Origin of the sequence: Spongiibacter sp. (assembly GCF_041602295.1) — a bacterium.
Classification (GTDB): domain Bacteria; phylum Pseudomonadota; class Gammaproteobacteria; order Pseudomonadales; family Spongiibacteraceae; genus Spongiibacter.
On record NZ_JBFIGO010000024.1, the window covers coordinates 18,511 to 34,523 of the forward strand.

Sequence of the window (16,013 nt, forward strand, 5' to 3'; positions counted from 1 at the left end):
TATGCTTGATAACGCTCAGCAGCGGCAACTGCTATTCCATGGTTTGGTGATTTTGTTTCTCGGCTTGCTGGCGGGAATCGGTTTTTCAGTAGCGGCGACCGGGCCGGTGGATGCGCCCAGCTATGGGCGGTGGCGCTTTGCGCATATGGAGGGGCTGCTCAACGGCTTGCTGGTTATCGCCATTGCGGGCGGATGGCCGGTCATTCAGCGAGGAGGGCGACTGCTAGTGGCGGCCCGCTGGGCTCTGATTCTGGGTTGCTACGCCAATATTGTCGGCCCTATCCTCAATGCTTTGTTGGTGCCCAAGCGTCTGATTGTGCCGGAAACGGCGCTGGAAGCGCTGATTGTTTACGGTTTTTATATTCCCGGCACGCTGCCTATTCTCGCTGTTCCGGTGTTTATTTATGCTGTGCTGGCCAACCGCAGGGCGCCTTAAAAGCGCGTGCAATAGATACCCTGCGGGCTTTCAATCGTGCCGACGCATTCATTGCAGTGCAGGCAGCGACTGCGAAAACCGGCATCGCGGGCACTGCGATTGGGCAGTTCTGGATCGCTGAGCAGACTGCGGCCGAGCTGGATGTAGTCGAAGCCTGCGGCCATTAAGTCAGCAAAATTGTCGCAGCTGGTGGCGCCGCCGATATATACCAATTGGCAGTCCACCGCTTCGCGAATACGTTTGGCCTGCTCTAAAAAATATAAGTCGTGATAGGGATAGTCGCGGAACATCGATTTTCCGGCTAGCTTTAACACTAGCTTCATCAGCCTGTTGCGTTCGCTGGCGAGCAGTGTCGGCAAAATATTATCACCGCGAAACATAATCATTGGATTCATCGTACTGGTGCCGCCACTGCACACGATGGCATCGATGCCAGCGCGGTCTAGCATCCGGCTGATCTCTACGGCCTCGTCGTAGTGAATACCGCCGCGCACGCCCTCGGTCATGCTGATTTTGCCCAAGATCGGAAAGTCGCTGCCAACGGCGTCGCGAACGGCTGCCAGCACTCGCAGCGGCAGGCGCATACGATTGTCCAAGCTGCCGCCGTACTCGTCTTTGCGGCGGTTGGTTTTGGGGCTGATAAATTGGCAAAGGCCGTAGCCGTGGCCGAAGTGAATCTCCAGGGCGTCGAAGCCCACCGACTTCATAAATACTGCGGCTTGATGGTACTGCTGAACCATGGTGTCGATATCATCTGCGGTCATGGCACTGGCGAAAAACATGCCGTGGGCGAAGCCCAAACCATTGAGTGTAAAGCTGGGGCCTTTCGGGCGCCGAGCCCGCAATTCGCGGTTTTTTGAGAAGCCACCGCAGTGCCCCATTTGCCCTGAGACCTTGCTGCCGCGGCGGTGTATTTCCGCGACAAGTTCACTGAGTTCCTCGCGCAGCCCGTCGTGCATGTACAGCATGTTTTCATTGAGGCGACCGTCGGCCGCGACCGCGCAATAGCCGATGGTTGTCATCGCGACACCGCCGTCGGCCAGGCGTCCGTGGAATTCGCGCAGGGCTGCAGAGGGTCGACCAGCGGGGCTCATGTTCTCGAAGGTGCCGGCTTTAATCAGGCGGTTTTTGAGCTCCAGGCCATTGAGTGTCGACGGCGAAAAGCATTTATCCAGCGCCTGTTGGCGCGATAGCTGGGGAGTGTTGGGCGTCATGGTCGAACTCGGTGTGGGCGTATTGTAGTTGTGTAGTTACGCTACATATCATTCTTCGAAAAAGCAAGTTAGACTGCGGCGCTGTAGTCAGGAGGAGGCTGCCTTGAGCCAAAAACAGCGACGAACACAGGCCCAGCGCCGTGAGGAAACACAGTCTCGCGTATTGGCGTGTGCACGTCAGCGCTTCGGAGAGCAGGGCTATAGTGCCACGGCGCTGGACGATATCGCCCGCGATGCCGGTGGTACTATTCGGCCGATATACCACTATTTTGGCAATAAAGAAGCCCTGTTTGAGGCGGTGGCTGAGTCGTTTGAAGAGGAACTGCTGGCCTTGTTGCGGGCTCCTGGTGACGACGGCGAAGATGCGGGCTTGGCCGAGTCCTGGCAGCGCTTTATGTCGATGTGCAACACGCCGGGGTTTGTACAAGTGGTGTTGCTGGATGCCCCTCACGTATTGGGGCGCGAACGTCTGCGCCGCAGCGCGGTGGTGCGAGAGGCCCAGCGTCGCCTAGATCAAATGTGGCCGGAGCGACAGCTGTCCAGCCGTGACCGGGAGCTGTATGCCAGGATGTTGCTGGCGGCGCTCACCGAAGCGGCGTTGATGCATGGTGAGCACAGTGATTACGACAGCAGCGAGGCGTTGCGGCCATTTTTGCAGTTACTGGACAATATTTGAACGGGTCGGGGCTGTTATAATGGCGCCGCCATTAATACGAGTTGCGTGTTGAACATGAAGTTGCCCAAACTGTTGTTAAAAAATCTAAAGAGGCGGGCTGATGTGGTCATGCAGCGGCCACCTGCCAAGCGGATCGGCGAGTCATACTTGACGCGCTGGCATATCGTGCCGAAGAACCGCCTGTTTAATGTCTACTTGCACCATGTGCAGGCCGACGACCCCGATGACAAGCTGCACGACCATCCTTGGCTGTTTAATTGCTCGATAGTATTGCGCGGGCGCATCGAAGAAACCCTGCCCCGCGGACGGCGCGTATTGGGCTGCGGCTCGATGACCGCGCGATTGTCGCGGGCTCCCCACCGCCTTGCCCTGCAGTCCGATGACAGTCTGACGCTATTTATTACCGGCCCAAAGATTCGCCGTTGGGGGTTTTATACTGAGCGGGGCTGGGTTGACAGCAGTGATTATCTGCAAGCCGATGGCAACGGGCGGCATATTAGTCAGAAGTTTAGTGGCGGTTGATTGCTTGCCCTGTGGTGGGTTGGTGGTGTTTTAATAGCTCCTCGAGACTGCTGCGTGTAAACGGTTTGGCTAACCAGCTGTCAAAGCCAACCTCGTCGGCGGCTTCACGAGCGTCTGTGGTGACATCGGCCGATGCGGCGATGATGGTCGTATGGCGGTAATTGGGATTTTCGCGAATTTTTTTCGCCGCTGTCAGGCCGTCCATCACCGGCATGTGAATGTCCAGAAGTACCAAGTCATAGTGGCGTTCAGCCATCGCGGCCAAGGCCTCTTCACCGTTGTTTGCTATTGTGTAATCGGCATATCCCAGTTGTTTGAGCATGGCTGCGACAACCAGTTGGTTTGGCGCGGTGTCTTCGGCGATTAATATACTGAGCTGTGAGGATGCTGCCGGACTGCGTAGCTCAGCCATGTGATTTTGGGGAGGCGCCAATTTTCGCCACAGTCGCAGGGGGCTCATCACGGCGGGAAGCTCGCCGCTGGTCAGTACTTTGCTCGAACCGTCAGCGTTGACTAACACGAGTGCTTTGTCGGTGTGGTCGGGCGCCAGTATTTGTAAGTCCAGACCGTAGTGGTCGGCGAGCCAGCGGGCGGTATTTTGCACCAGGGTATCATCGCCGTGGACGGCGAGTTTAGCACTGGACTTGGGAGCTTGTTGCTCGACGACTTCCAGGTCTAGTGTGCAGTTAAAGCGCGAGCCCTTGCCGACGACGCTGGTGGCGGAAATTTCTCCGCCCATGGCGGCGCAAATCTGCTGGCATATGGCAAGCCCCAAGCCGGAGCCGCCAAAACGGCGTGTTGTTGACGGGTCGGCTTGGGTGAAGGCGTCAAATAATGTCGGCAGCCTTTCCGGCGGAATGCCGATACCGGAGTCTGTGACGGTGATGTTGAGTGTGCCGCGCGCTGAGCTCTCGCCAGACCAGCAAAGTGTCAGGGTTACGTGGCCCTCGGTGGTAAATTTCACCGCATTGGTCAGTAAGTTGATCAGCAACTGGCGGATTTTGTGGCTGTCACCTTTCAATCTATATGGCAGGTGATTGGCGCAGCTCGCCGCCAAGCGGACGTTTTTTTCTGCGGCCTTTAGTGCGACTAAATCCAACGCTTCTTCGCAGACGTCGATCAATTGAAATTCGCGGTTCTCCAGCTCAATGGCCTGGCTGTCCAGTCTCGCTAGGTCAAGTACATCGTTAATGACTGACAATAGCGCCTTGCCGCCATTGCTGATGGTATCCAGGCAAAGGCGCTGCTCGTCATCTAATTGTGTGGTCTCTAACACCGAGCTCATGCCGATAATGGCATTGAGCGGCGTGCGAATTTCATGCGACATATTTGCCACAAAGCGAGTGCGTGCCACCGAAAGTTCTTCGGCTTCCTGTTTGGCGCGAAGGATTGCCTGGGTGGCTTGCCAGCGCTCATCGATATCGATCAGCGCGCCGGTAAAATCATGCTCTTGATTGACTCGCGAGAGCAGCAGTTCCACCCTGCGCCATTCGCCATTGTAATCCCTCAAGCGAAGTTCCTGGCGCGTGGTATTGCCAATTTCCCGAGCCTGATCGCGGGTGGTATGCAGCAGTGTCACATCGTCGTCATGAATAAAATCCAACAAATTGCGCTGCTCGTTGGCATTAAAATAATGCCCCGTCATACCGCTCCAGGCGGGGTTGGCGTACTGCAAGTTTAAGTGTTCGTCGGCGTAGAAAATCGCTTCACTTACCGAGTTGAGAATACTTCGGTAATGTCTTTCGCTGTCGCGCAGGCGCTGTTCATTCTGCTTGCGCTCGCTGATCTCTCGTTCGATGGCTATGAAATTGACCAACTCCCCCAGCTCATTAACAACCGGGGTGCAGTCTATTGCCAGCCAATAGGGCAGGCCCTCGCGGTTGTAGTTGATAATCTCAGCATTGAAACCCTGGCCGTTGGCCAGGCCGCGGCGCATCTCTTCGACGGTTTCTTGTTGGCTGTCGGGGCCTTGCAAAAAGCTGCCCGGCGATTGCTTGCGCACTTCGTGAAGGCGATAGCCAGTCACCTTCTCAAAGCTTTGATTGACCCATTCAATCCGTCCCTGTGCGTCGGTGATAATCACCAGATTGTCGGTTCGGCTTGCAACCAGCGACAATTTGCGCGCTTGCTCTCGGCTGCTTTCCAGCGCCGCCATAGTTTGGCGTTGTTGCGTGATGTCGTAGAGCGAGCCGTACCAGTCTGAGTCTCTTTTTTTGGCGCGTAGGTTAAAGTAGCGCAGGTCGCCGAAGCGGCTGGTTATCGTCAGCTCACAGTCGATGTCATCACTGCCGAGCAGCCCTTGCTGAACCGCGGTGATCGATGCGTCGTCGTCTAGGTGTGAAATAAATTCACTGCCCACACAGGCGTTTACCGGCCAGCCGGTTTTGCGTTCCCAGGCGGTATTGAGCAGTTTGAACACGCCGTTCTCGTCACAGCGAAACACCACTTCTTCAAGCAGGTCGGTAAGTAGCTCGAAGTCTTTTTGCTTGGCTGCCAGCTCTTCCACCATGCGGTTCTGTAGCAGCAGCTGAAGTTCCTTGTTTGACGGTCCCATGGCGTATCTCTCGGCCGGGTTTCAGGCGGCCAGTAGTTGCTGGATGTCGACGACTTGGCCGTACAAAGGGAACACTTGTTCACAGTAGAACTCTTGTTCGAAGACTGTGCGGCTCGAGGTACAGTCCGACAGCACGCTCACGTTAAAGCCCAGCTCTGCCGCGTGGCGACCGGTTGAGTCGATACAGATAGAAGTTACTGTGCCCGCTAGTACAATATGCTCGATACCGTTTTTTCTCAAGAGCACCTCCAGCTCGGTGTTGGAAAAAGCGTCGAGCCCGCGTTTGCCGGCAACTTCAGTTATCAGCCCGGCGTAAGGCGACAGTTCGGCGATGGTCTTTGCGCCGGGGGTACCTGCACGAAAGGCACCGGCTTCTTTGACGGTCTTTAAAATACCGACGGGGTTTTCGAGCTCCTCATAGCTTTCGGTAAAGTGTATGGGAGTGGAGATCACGCAGCCGAATCGGGAGCCGGCGTTCTCGAGTAGTCGCAGGGTATTTTCCAAAACGCCGCTCACGCGCGACGACTCTTCTATAACCGCATGCAGAACGCCGTCTGTAGAGAAATAATCATTCTGAAAGCCGATGAGCAGCAAAGCCGTTTTCGATAAGTCCATGGTTGTAATCTCCCGTGGGTTTGGGTTGTTGATCGTTTCACCTGGTATTTGCAATGTGATTTGCAATCCACATGCCATTGCTGGTATTTTTTAAGTCCTTGTTTTTATTGAAGTAATTATTTCATTGCAGGAGTAAGGCGGCGGCTTTTCTATAATGCTTTGCATAATTTTTCGCGGATCGCGAAGCGTTTTGCCCTAATCCAAATGCTCTGGGATCGCCCAGAAAACAATGGCTATGCCCTCCATATAACGGACAATCAGCGTGCTGAACGGCCCGGATAACCAGGTGCTGTTGCAGCTGGTCTTTGCCGACCATGAGGTGACCCACTGGAGCGCTCAGGTGATGGCGGGCACCCTGGGTGTTGAGGTGGCCGATGTCTATGTGCGCCGGCCGGGCGACGGGGTGTTCTACGAGTATGCCGATCGCGCGCAGTTTTTGGCTGAGCGCGACCCCGATGAGGAGACGTTCTGGGGGCTGCCACTGGCCGGGCGCGATGGCGACGGCTATGACAGCGGCGAATGCCGAGGCCTGTGCCGCAGCGCCAAGTCCGCGTTAATCGAGTTTGACGAGGGCAAAACGCTCAGTCCGCCGATTGGCAATGTGCCGCCGCGGGCTGATCACCACGACCTCCACGGCTATCCTCGCGGCGCGCCACACGGTAAATGTCAGAAATCGCACTTTCTCCACGCTCAGGGGCAGTTGCTCGATACCTGGGTAGGCCGCGAGGTGCGTGCTCCGGCGGATTGTCCGCCGCTGCCCGCGCCCTAGCTCGGGCGCTGGGCGGTGATCAGCAGATTGCGCGGGCTCAATTCGCTTGGGCAGAATGCCTGCAGCTGTACCTGGTAGCCCTGCTCGCAGAGGAACAGGGCGCTGTCGAGCACGCAGCGCAGCTCCAGCAGGCGGCGAAACATCATTGCGGCCAGCTCCTGCTGTTCATCTTGCAGCTGTTGCTGGGCCGCTCGCTGCAGGGCGGCCTCGGCATTGTCCAGCGACAGGCCGGGCAGGGCGTTGGCGGCGCATTGCTGCGCCACAAAGTGCGCAAAACCGAGCTTGGCGGCGCTGTGTGGCAGGCTGCGAAAGTGCGGCAATCGCCGGCCTTGCTCAGTGGCTAATTGCTGGCAGGCCAGCCACCAGCGCTGCAGTTGCCGGCGCGCGAGGGTTTCGCCGCGCCGCGCGGTTTTGGTTTGCCGCACGGCCAGTCGCAGGTCGTCATTGCTGAGCTGCAGGGCGGATTGGCTGGCGGCGTTTGACAGTGTTTGGTAGCGATCGCTAAAGCGGTGATAGCAGCAGGGGGCCAGGGCAACTGCCGCGGCTTGGCGCTGCGTGCTCAGCGTCAGCATGCGTTGATGCAGGCCGCCGCAGGCGTGCAGGCCGAGGACACTGCTGTGCTGATGAATAAACGCTTCGGCGGCATGGCTGAAGACGTCGCAGGTTTCAATACGACGCGCTTGCTGCAGCCGTTGTGCGCGCTGGTTGCCGGCGGCGACCAGTGTCGGGTCAATCTCCAGTGCGGTAAGCGATTGCGGCTGGTGGCGCGGGTCTTGGCATAGGGCTTCGCCCAAATAGCCCTTGCCCGCACACCATTCAATCACCTCGCCGAGCAGGGGCGATTGCGTCGCGCAGAAGGCCTGTATCTGCTGCCATTTGCGGCCCGGAATGCCCGCTGGCGGCTCCTGTTGGCGCTGGGCGAGGGGGGTGTCGAAGGCGGTGATGATCTCGGCAATGGTATGGGCGTCGGGGAATACGCCGGCGAGCCGCTTGAGCAGCAGCAGGTCGTCGCCCTGTAGGCGCGCGATGTCGTCGGCGCAGTAGTGGGACAAGTGGGCAAACAAGCCCTGGTAAGCGCTGCAGTGTTGCGCTGTGGGGCTGTTGGCGCGCCACAGCGATTGGTGGCGCAGCAGCAGTGCGTCGATGGCGGCCAGTTGTCGGCCACCCTGGGTTGTCGTAATCACCTGGGTATTCATGTCGCGATTATACGCTGGCTAGTGCCTTAACCTACCTGGTTTCGCAAGGGGTCTTCGCTGTCGCTGTTGAGGTGTCGTTCAAAGCAGTCGCAGAGCTGCTGCCAGTGCTGGTGAAGCAGCGGATAGTAGTAGTGTATTTTTTCCCAGTCGGCGTCGCTGGCCGCGTTTTCCAAGGCACTGGCTGCCTTGTGCAAGACCGTGCCCTGCAATTGGCCGCTGCTGCCTTTCAGGGCGCGACTGATACGGGCAATAGCGTCGGTGTCTGCGGTCGTGATGGCATTGCGCAAGGCCCGTTGCTGCGGTTGGCTGTAGTCATTAAACATCTGCAGCATTCGCTTGAGCGTTTTCTCCTGCCCCATTACTGATTCCAGCGCCAGGTCGGCGCGCCAGATGACGTCCTGTGGGGCCTGTGCGGAGCCGGGTTCAGCCGCTGAGGCGTAAGGTCTTCGCGTGAGCCAGCTCTGCAGTTTCGCCAGTAAGCGGTCTGGCTCTATGGGCTTGCTCAGATAATCATTCATGCCGGCGGCGCTGCATTTTTCACGGTCGCCGCTTAGGGCGTTGGCGGTCAGCGCAATAATGGGCAGCTCTCTGGCGGCCTCGCCGGCCAGTCCTGCGCGGATTTGCCGGGTGCATTCATAGCCGTCCATCTCGGGCATCTGGCAGTCCATCAACACTGCGGAGTAGGGAGGGCGTGATTCATCCTGTGGCTTGAGCTTGTCGATGGCCTGTATGCCGTTGGCGGCGATACTTACCTGTAGGCCGAACTCTTCCAAAAGGCAGCGAACCACTTCTTGATTCACCGCATTGTCTTCTACCAGCAAAATGCGCTGGCCTTGCAGGTTGTTATCGGCCTGGCTTACCGGCTTGCTGTGGGTGTGTGGCGGCGCGCAGGCGCTTTCCGGGTCGAGGTTTAGCAGCTTGCGAAGATTGCCGATGGAAAGGGGTTTGGGGTACCAGGCGTCAAAGCCCAGCGAACGGAAGTGGGCGTCGGTGCCCTGGTTGCCGATGTTGCATAGCAGTGCAATAGGAACGCGGCTGAGGTGCTCTTCCTGGCGTAGAAACTGTACTAACTCGGTGCCGTCCAGGCCGTGCATATAGCGGTCGATGATCACAAGGTCGAGGCTGTCGAGTGCAAAGCTGTGCTTGTCGGCGGCTTCAAGGGCCTCTTCGCTAGACATCGAGCAATGGACTTGGGCCCCCCAGCGCTGCAGTTGTCGCCGCAGGCTGTCGCAGGCACTGGCATTGTCTTCAATGATCCAAATACAGCGGTTGCTGGCTACGGCCAGATCGCGCGTGGCAGTGGGGTCTTTGTCCAGGGGCAGGTCGATACTGAAACAGCTGCCTTGCTGTTCGCGGCTTTGCGCGGTGATTTCGCCGCCCATGGCCTGACAAATTTTCTGGCTGATCGACAGGCCGAGGCCTGAGCCGCCGTATTTGCGGGTGGTGCTGGCATCGGCCTGGGTAAAGGCGCTGAACAGCGTGTCCAGTTGCGCTTCGGTGATGCCGATACCCGTGTCGATGATGGCGCAATGAAATTGCCAGCGTTCGCCGGCATCGCGCAGCGTTGCGCGTAACACAACTTCACCGTGCTCGGTAAATTTCAGGGCATTGCCAAGTAGATTGTTCAGTACTTGGCGCAGCCTGCCGGCGTCGCCGCAGACGGTGTCGATGTCAATGTCGCTGAGGTCGACGACCAGCTCCAGGCCTTTTTCCTGGGCGCGCAACGACATGCTTTCACAGATTTCCTCAATCAATTCCCGCAGTTGGAAGCTGCCGTTTTCCAGCGTCATCTTGCCGGCGTCGATGCGGGAAAAGTCTAATACGTCGTCGATTAATGACAGCAGTGCGTGGGCGCTACTGCGAGCAATGCTAATGCGGCGTTCCTGTTCAAAATCCAGTTTAGAGCTGGCCAGTAGGTTGAGCATGCCCAGCACGCCGTTCATCGGGGTGCGGATTTCGTGGCTCATAGTAGCGAGGAATTCGCTCTTGGAGCGGGCCGCTTTCTCGGCTTCGTCGCGGGCCAGTACCATCGCTTCAGTGGCGCATTTGCGTTCGTTGATGTCTTGGAAGGAACCAAAGATACGTGTGCATCGGCCGTTGCGAAACTCGGGTTGCCCGGTAACTTGTAGCCATATCTGTTCGCCGTTGGCAGTAATGACTTTGAGTTCCTCGCTGAAGACCTCGCCGCTGTGAATGGCCTGACGAATATGCCTGGTCAAGGATTCCCACATGGTGTTGTCGGGGTAGTACTTGCGCATATTCTCCGCATTGGGATCGAAGTTGGTGTCTACACCGAAAATTTCACGGGTGGTGGCCGACCAGCTCACTTTGCCGGTGTCGACTTCCAGTTCCCAGGCACCGATGCGGGCCTGTCGGCTCATGGAATTGAGCATTTCTTGCTGCCGGGCCATGGCGGTTTCGGCGTGTTTGCGTGCGCTGATATCTTCAACCATCGACCAGATCAGCAGTTTTCCCTGGGAGTCGCGAAACAAAATACTGTGGTTTTCAATAGTAATGCGCGAGCCGTCGGCGCGGATCAGCTCTTTTTCATAGGGGCCGAGCCGGCCGCATTGCTGCAGTGTCTTGAGGGCGAGCTGGTCTTTCTCGCGAAATTCTTCTGGTGTCAGGTCATGGTAGTTGAGTTGTTCAATTTCTTGGTCGGGGTAGCCGAGGTTTTCTCGCAGGGCGGAATTCACCGAAATAAAGCGGCCGCTTTCATAGTCGTTGAGGGCAATGCCGATCGGCGACATTTCAAACAGTTGTTCAAGCAACTGGTTGCTTTCATAGCGTTTACTTAGCAGCCAAGAAATGAGCCCAATGGCCGAAAATATCAGCAGTGATACTGTGGTCACGAGCAGCCGAAACGGGGTGATGGGTGGACCGCTTTGCCAACCACCACTGGGAGCGGCGGCCAGTTGCCAGCGCTGGCCATAGGCCAGGGGAATCTCGCTGATCACTGCGCGACTGTCGTCGCGGAACAGCTCGGGGTCGCCAAATACGTGAAGGCTGGGGTTGCCGTGACTGGCCAGCTTGCGAACCGCGATGTTCAGCGATTGGTCGTCGTTGCCAATGCCGCTACCCTGCAATAACTTGGGAATGTCAATCACCGCCGATACGGTCAGTGCCTGTCCGCTGTTATCGATATGGGCCGGCAGGCGGACAATGAGCGCACTTCCGCCCTGAATCAATTGTACTGGGCCGGAAAGTCGCGGCTTACCTTTGGCCAGTACCTGGTCGAGGTCGGCGCGTTGGTCGGGGTGGTTGCGGATATCCATGCCCAATACCGGTTCGTTGCCCTTGAAGGGGTAGACGAAAGCACCGATGTAGCCGCGCATCACGGCGACGCTGCGCAGTCGACCTTCGCCCTCAATAAGGGTCGCCGCGTAATCATTCAGGAAGGTGGGGTCTAGGTCGGAGTGTTGTCTAACGGCGGCGATCAGGGCCTTGGCCGCTTGAATATCTCCTCTGAGATTGGCTTCCAGGCGGGCGCTAATGGCACCTAGGTCGCGCTGGACTGTGTCGCGATGGTGGAGTTCCAAGTTGCGGGTGTTGAGCTGGTCGACGTAGAGCGCCGCGGTGATGAGTAGTATAAAACTGCCAAGAACGGCTGAGCGTTGCAGCCAGTGTCGTGTCAGCTTGCCGTCACCCCCGGCATTGGGCGGCAAGCATTGGCTAAATTTGCCCATAAGCGAGCCCATGAATGCTTTGCAAGCACTACAGATGTGGTGCCGAGAAACGGCTGGGTGTCTGCGTCAGGCATCCAGTCGCAACGCGGCGCTAGGTGGATAATGCTAGATATGGCGCTCCGGCAATGTAATGCGTACTTTCCACGTGCCGAGATTCGCTCTGCTTGTGGCTATCTGTGATGTGGCGGGCCAGGTTTGTGTTGTCGGCAGCAGATAAGCCTTTGCGATGGCCATTCCCAGGCCTGTTAACTGTACTTGTCTATGGGGCGCTCACCCTGCTGAGGGGCGCTGAGTGCATCTGCGGATAAGCGGCGTGCGAATGCGCTAGTCGTGACGGCTATGGCGCACAATTGTGCAGTCCGCCGTGCAGCGTTTCTGGCCCGTTAGTCGTTGTGATATAGAGTAGCGGTGGCGCGCTAAGAGATGGTAGGCGCAATCGGCCAGCGGGCGGACAAGTGGCCAGCGCAGCACCGCCATCCAGCGGCGGCGGCCGACTATTTTCCAAGCCCGGCAGCTCGCCGCCAAACCCAGTAATAGGGCTTGGTTTTCGTCCCAGGCGTGCAGTGTACGGTTGGCTTGTATGGGATCGATGCCTGGGTAGCGGATAGCAAAGTTATCGGTATTGATGTCGACAAGGTCTAGCTGCTGCCGTTTGTCGGCTTTTGCTAGCCGCCCCATTTCGGCTACGCACAGTGGGCAGTGGCCATCGTAAAACAGCGTCAGTCGCGTCATAATTTCATCCGGCGGCAGTCGTTCGTCGATTATACGCTGGGCTGGGGTAAAGTGCCGCCGCCGGCGACACTGAAGATCAGAGGAATTGCGTGCAATGAAAGTCTGGGTCGATGCCGACGCCTGTCCGGTCGTGGTGAGGGACATGCTGTTTAAAGCCTCTGAGCGCACCGGCGTGCCGCTGATTCTGGTGGCCAATCAAATGCTGCGGGTGCCGCCCCTGCCACAAATAACCGCGGTACAGGTGAGTGCGGGTTTCGACGTGGCCGACAATGAGATTGTGCGCCGTTGCAGCGCCGGGGACCTGGTGATTACCGCTGATATTCCGCTTGCTGCAGAGGTGATTGAGAAAGGTGCCATGGCCTTGAATCCCCGCGGCGAACGCTATACTGCAGAAAATATTCGCGGCCGTTTGAATATGCGCGATTTTATGGAAACCCTGCGCGCCTCCGGAATACAGAGCGGGGGGCAAGGCAGCTACGGTCAGCGTGAGAAACAGGCCTTTGCCAATCAATTGGATCGCATTTTGGCGGCGGCCATGCGCAAGTAGTGTGCGCTTGTCCTGAGCGATTGTTCAGAGCGCCGGTAACGGCCGTGTAGCGGCGTACGGCAGTTTCATTCGGGAGAACTTTATCTTGGCTCAATGGTTGGCGTTAGCGGGTGGTCTGGGGTTGTTTTTGCTCGGCGTTATTTTGATGACCGACGGCTTAAAAGCGCTGGCCGGCGATGCCCTGCATCGGGCGCTGTCGCGATTTACCCGCAGTCCGAGCTCCGGCGCCCTTACCGGTGCCGCGACCACGGCGATTTTACAGTCTTCCAGCGCCACCACGGTGGCGGCGGTGGGCTTTGTCGGTGCCGGCTTGCTCAGCTATCCCCAGGCCCTGGGAGTGATTTTCGGCGCCAACCTCGGCACCACCGTTACCGGCTGGATGGTGGCTCTGCTGGGTTTCAAGCTCGAATTGAATACGCTGCTGTTGCCGGTGATTCTGGTGGGTGCCCTCAGTCAGTTATTTGGCCGTGGCCGCTGGCGGGCGGCGGGCCTGGCGCTGGCCGGCTTCGGTCTGATCTTTGTTGGTATCGACGCCATGCAGGCGGCGATGTCGGGCTTGGAGGGGCGAGTGACCCCCGAGCATTTTCCCGACAACAGTTGGCTGGGGCGTTTGCAGTTGTTGGCAATCGGTGTGCTGATTACCCTGGTGACCCAGTCGTCCAGCGCCGGGGTGGCGACGGCGCTGACGGCGCTGTACGGCGGCGCACTGGAATTTGAACAGGCGGCCGCCATGGTCATTGGTATGGATGTTGGTACCACTGCCACTGCGCTGATTGCTACCCTCGGTGGTTCCGCCGACACCCGTCGCACCGGCTACTCCCATGTGGTTTACAATCTGTTTACCGGTCTGGCGGCGTTTCTACTGCTGCTGCCCTACGTGGCACTGTGGCAGTGGCTGTCGCCCGGGGCGATTTACGCTCAGGCCGAGCTGGCGCTGGTGGCTTTTCACAGTTTGTTCAATCTTCTCGGCGTGGTACTGGTGCTGCCACTGGCAGGGCAGTTTGCGCGGCTGATGTTTTGGCTGGTGCCTGCCGCCGAGGACCGTTTTACCGGCCACCTCGACCGCCTGTTGCTGCGCGACCCCGCCGTCGCGCTGGAGGCAGTGCGCAGCAGCTTGCTGGCGCTGGCCGATGCGCAATTGCACTACGCGGTTGCACTGCTGCGCAATCAGCCTTCGGCGACCGTAGAGCGCCACCGCCAATTGGAGGAGGCGATCGAGCGCTGTCAGCGCTTTGTCGATGAAATTCACCTCAGTCCGGCCGCCAGCGATAACTGGCAGGGGCTGCTGGCCTGTATGCATGTGATCGACCACCTGCAGCGTTTGCAGCGGCGGCTGGGTGACCGAGAGGCCGCTCAGCGCTGGCAGAGTGTGGGGCCGCCGCTGCACTCGGGGGTGGTGTTCGAGGACGGCTGTCGCCAGCTGCTGAAGTTACTGCTCAGTGGCGACTCGGCGCAGCTTAGGCTCGTCTCTGCGGAGTTTGCCGAGCGCTGCGAGCTGGAAACCGAGCAGGCGCGGGAGCGACTGATGAGCGATATCGCGACGGGCAAAGAAAATACCATCAATGGTGACTTCTATCTGGATGCACTGCGTTGGCAGCGGCGTTCGTCCCGCCACTTGGCGCGCATTTTTGACTATCTCGACCAGTTGTTAAGCCTGTCTCCCTTCCGCTCTGCCGGTGGCGAACGCCAATAATTGCTCAAGCTGTTGGCGTCCGGTTTCGCCCAGGCGCCGCTCCACCGCGGATTGCAGTTGTGGCTTGGCGGGGCTTTCACCGAGCTGGCCAGCCAGGTATTGCAGCAGCTCGGCAGGGCGCAGCGGAGGCGATAAGGTCTCGGTGATGCCAGGGGCGGGGGTGTTAAACACGGCGCTGCTGAGGGCGGTAATCAGCGCGCAGAAGCGCTGGTAGTCGTCTTCTCCCAGGCGTGATTGCAGGGTTTTTTCCCAGTCGTCCATCGCCGCAACGGCATCGGCAATCAATGCCATACCGCTGTCGCTCAGCCGCAAGCGCTGGCTGCGGCCATCCTCCGGGTCGGTAGTGCGCGCGATATAACCCAGGCTGCTCAGCTGGCGGGCGGTACGCGAAATCGCCTGACTCGACACGCCGTTCTCGCTCGCCAGTTCGCCGATGCTGCTGCCCTCCGGCGCGATGCAGGCCAGCACCTGGCCGTGCGACATCTGCAGCTCGCTGTGACCGCGGGCGATGGTCGACTGCATCAGCTGGCGATGAATACTGCGATTAATCATTCCCACCAGTAGCGAAAAATTCAGCCCCTGGCTTGCTGGCTGGAAGCCGGGCTCAAAGCCGGGTAGTTGCAGGGCGGCGCACAGCTGCTGGGCAAAACGGTTGAGAAATTGCATCGCGTCATCGCCGATCTGCCGGCTGAATTCACGATTGATGGCGCCGAGTTCACTATTGGCCGCGCTGACCAGGGCAGCGCCTCGCGGGCTCAGGCCAATTAACTTGGCGCGCCGGTCGTGGGGGTCCTGGCGGCGCGCGATATAGCCGGCTTGCTCCAGTGGTCGCAGGCTCTGCAGACAGAGTTGCTTGCTCATCGCCATGCGCTCGGCGAGCGTGGTCAGTCGATAGGGGTGCTGGGCCAGCAGGCTCATTGGCGCCGCAAAATGCATGGCCAGTTTGGTAAAGCCCTGCTCCTCCAGGCGCTGCATGCTGCGCTGCTCACAGTACAGACTCAAGCGGTTGAGCCGCTTCAGCGGGTTGTCGCGAAAACGTTGTAGGGGCTTGGCGATGGGCATCGGCTCTCCGTCATTGCCGGGTGAACGGTGGTGTTGAAATAAATGTAACATATATTTATTAAATTACATTAACTGTGTTTACCTTCTGCTCGGCGCTGTGCTAGCGTGGAGTCATAATAAAATTGAGGAGCAGGCTATGGCTGCGGTGGAATTCAATCCCTATTCTCACGCTGTACACGAAGACCCCTATCCGCATTACCGGCGGCTGCGCGAGGAGGCGCCGGTGTATTACAACGCCGAGCACGGCTTCTGGCTGTTGACCAAGTGGGAGGATTGCTTCAAAGCTTTTCGCGACTTTAAGACCTTCAGCA

Annotated in this window: 13 protein-coding genes; 6 read left to right on the top strand and 7 right to left on the bottom strand. The window is 58.4% G+C overall.

The window, feature by feature from the left end; genetic code table 11:
* Position 1 precedes the first annotated feature (1 nt).
* Entirely contained in the window at positions 2-436 is a 435-nt protein-coding gene (locus ABYM29_RS06410; RefSeq protein ID WP_372863597.1) for a hypothetical protein, read from the top strand.
* On the opposite strand, the gene ABYM29_RS06415 is transcribed toward ABYM29_RS06410, so the two are convergent.
* Positions 433-1,650: an NADH:flavin oxidoreductase gene (locus tag ABYM29_RS06415; RefSeq protein ID WP_372863600.1), complete on the bottom strand. Its 1,218-nt coding sequence runs from the start codon at positions 1,648-1,650 to the stop codon at positions 433-435. The two genes, ABYM29_RS06410 and ABYM29_RS06415, sit on opposite strands and share 4 nt — an antisense overlap.
* A 103-nt stretch (positions 1,651-1,753) precedes the next feature.
* Between ABYM29_RS06415 and ABYM29_RS06420 the strand changes: the two genes are divergently transcribed.
* The gene (locus ABYM29_RS06420; protein WP_372863603.1) at positions 1,754-2,326 is read left to right on the top strand and encodes a TetR/AcrR family transcriptional regulator; all 573 of its coding nucleotides are present in this window, start codon (positions 1,754-1,756) and stop codon (positions 2,324-2,326) included.
* 54 nt (positions 2,327-2,380) lie between these two features.
* The gene (locus ABYM29_RS06425) at positions 2,381-2,848 is read left to right on the top strand and encodes a hypothetical protein (protein ID WP_372863606.1); all 468 of its coding nucleotides are present in this window, start codon (positions 2,381-2,383) and stop codon (positions 2,846-2,848) included.
* Here ABYM29_RS06425 and ABYM29_RS06430 read toward each other — a convergent pair.
* Together ABYM29_RS06430 and ABYM29_RS06435 are read right to left on the bottom strand one after the other, a co-directional pair.
* On the bottom strand, positions 2,835-5,402 hold the full coding sequence (locus ABYM29_RS06430; protein WP_372863609.1) for a PAS domain S-box protein: 2,568 nt from the start codon (positions 5,400-5,402) through the stop codon (positions 2,835-2,837). The two genes, ABYM29_RS06425 and ABYM29_RS06430, sit on opposite strands and share 14 nt — an antisense overlap.
* A 21-nt stretch (positions 5,403-5,423) precedes the next feature.
* Positions 5,424-6,017 (bottom strand): cysteine hydrolase family protein, encoded by a 594-nt coding sequence (locus tag ABYM29_RS06435; RefSeq protein ID WP_372863612.1) that lies wholly within the window; start codon positions 6,015-6,017, stop codon positions 5,424-5,426.
* 262 nt (positions 6,018-6,279) lie between these two features.
* On the opposite strand from ABYM29_RS06435, the gene ABYM29_RS06440 reads away from it, so the two are divergent.
* Complete coding sequence (locus tag ABYM29_RS06440) at positions 6,280-6,786, top strand: hypothetical protein (RefSeq protein ID WP_372863615.1); 507 nt, start codon at positions 6,280-6,282, stop codon at positions 6,784-6,786.
* Here the strand turns inward: ABYM29_RS06440 and ABYM29_RS06445 are convergent.
* The 3 genes from ABYM29_RS06445 to ABYM29_RS06455 form a co-directional block, all read right to left on the bottom strand.
* A complete protein-coding gene (locus ABYM29_RS06445) occupies positions 6,783-7,970 on the bottom strand; it encodes a methyltransferase (protein WP_372863616.1) in 1,188 nt (395 codons plus the stop codon). The genes ABYM29_RS06440 and ABYM29_RS06445 overlap by 4 nt on opposite strands.
* 38 nt (positions 7,971-8,008) lie before the next feature.
* Entirely contained in the window at positions 8,009-11,668 is a 3,660-nt protein-coding gene (locus ABYM29_RS06450; protein ID WP_372863618.1) for a response regulator, read from the bottom strand.
* 324 nt (positions 11,669-11,992) lie between these two features.
* On the bottom strand, positions 11,993-12,400 hold the full coding sequence (locus ABYM29_RS06455) for a thiol-disulfide oxidoreductase DCC family protein (protein WP_372863620.1): 408 nt from the start codon (positions 12,398-12,400) through the stop codon (positions 11,993-11,995).
* Positions 12,401-12,494: 94 nt separating this feature from the next.
* Here ABYM29_RS06455 and ABYM29_RS06460 point away from each other — a divergent pair, with 94 nt between their 5' ends.
* Together ABYM29_RS06460 and ABYM29_RS06465 are read left to right on the top strand one after the other, a co-directional pair.
* Positions 12,495-12,947, top strand: coding sequence for a YaiI/YqxD family protein (locus ABYM29_RS06460; protein WP_372863622.1), 453 nt, complete (start codon positions 12,495-12,497; stop codon positions 12,945-12,947).
* Positions 12,948-13,032: 85 nt separating this feature from the next.
* Positions 13,033-14,640, top strand: a complete 1,608-nt coding sequence (locus tag ABYM29_RS06465) for a Na/Pi cotransporter family protein (RefSeq protein WP_372863624.1) — start codon at positions 13,033-13,035, stop codon at positions 14,638-14,640.
* Here ABYM29_RS06465 and ABYM29_RS06470 read toward each other — a convergent pair.
* A complete protein-coding gene (locus tag ABYM29_RS06470; RefSeq protein ID WP_372863627.1) occupies positions 14,596-15,702 on the bottom strand; it encodes a MarR family winged helix-turn-helix transcriptional regulator in 1,107 nt (368 codons plus the stop codon). The two genes, ABYM29_RS06465 and ABYM29_RS06470, sit on opposite strands and share 45 nt — an antisense overlap.
* Between the last annotated feature and the right edge of the window lie 311 nt (positions 15,703-16,013).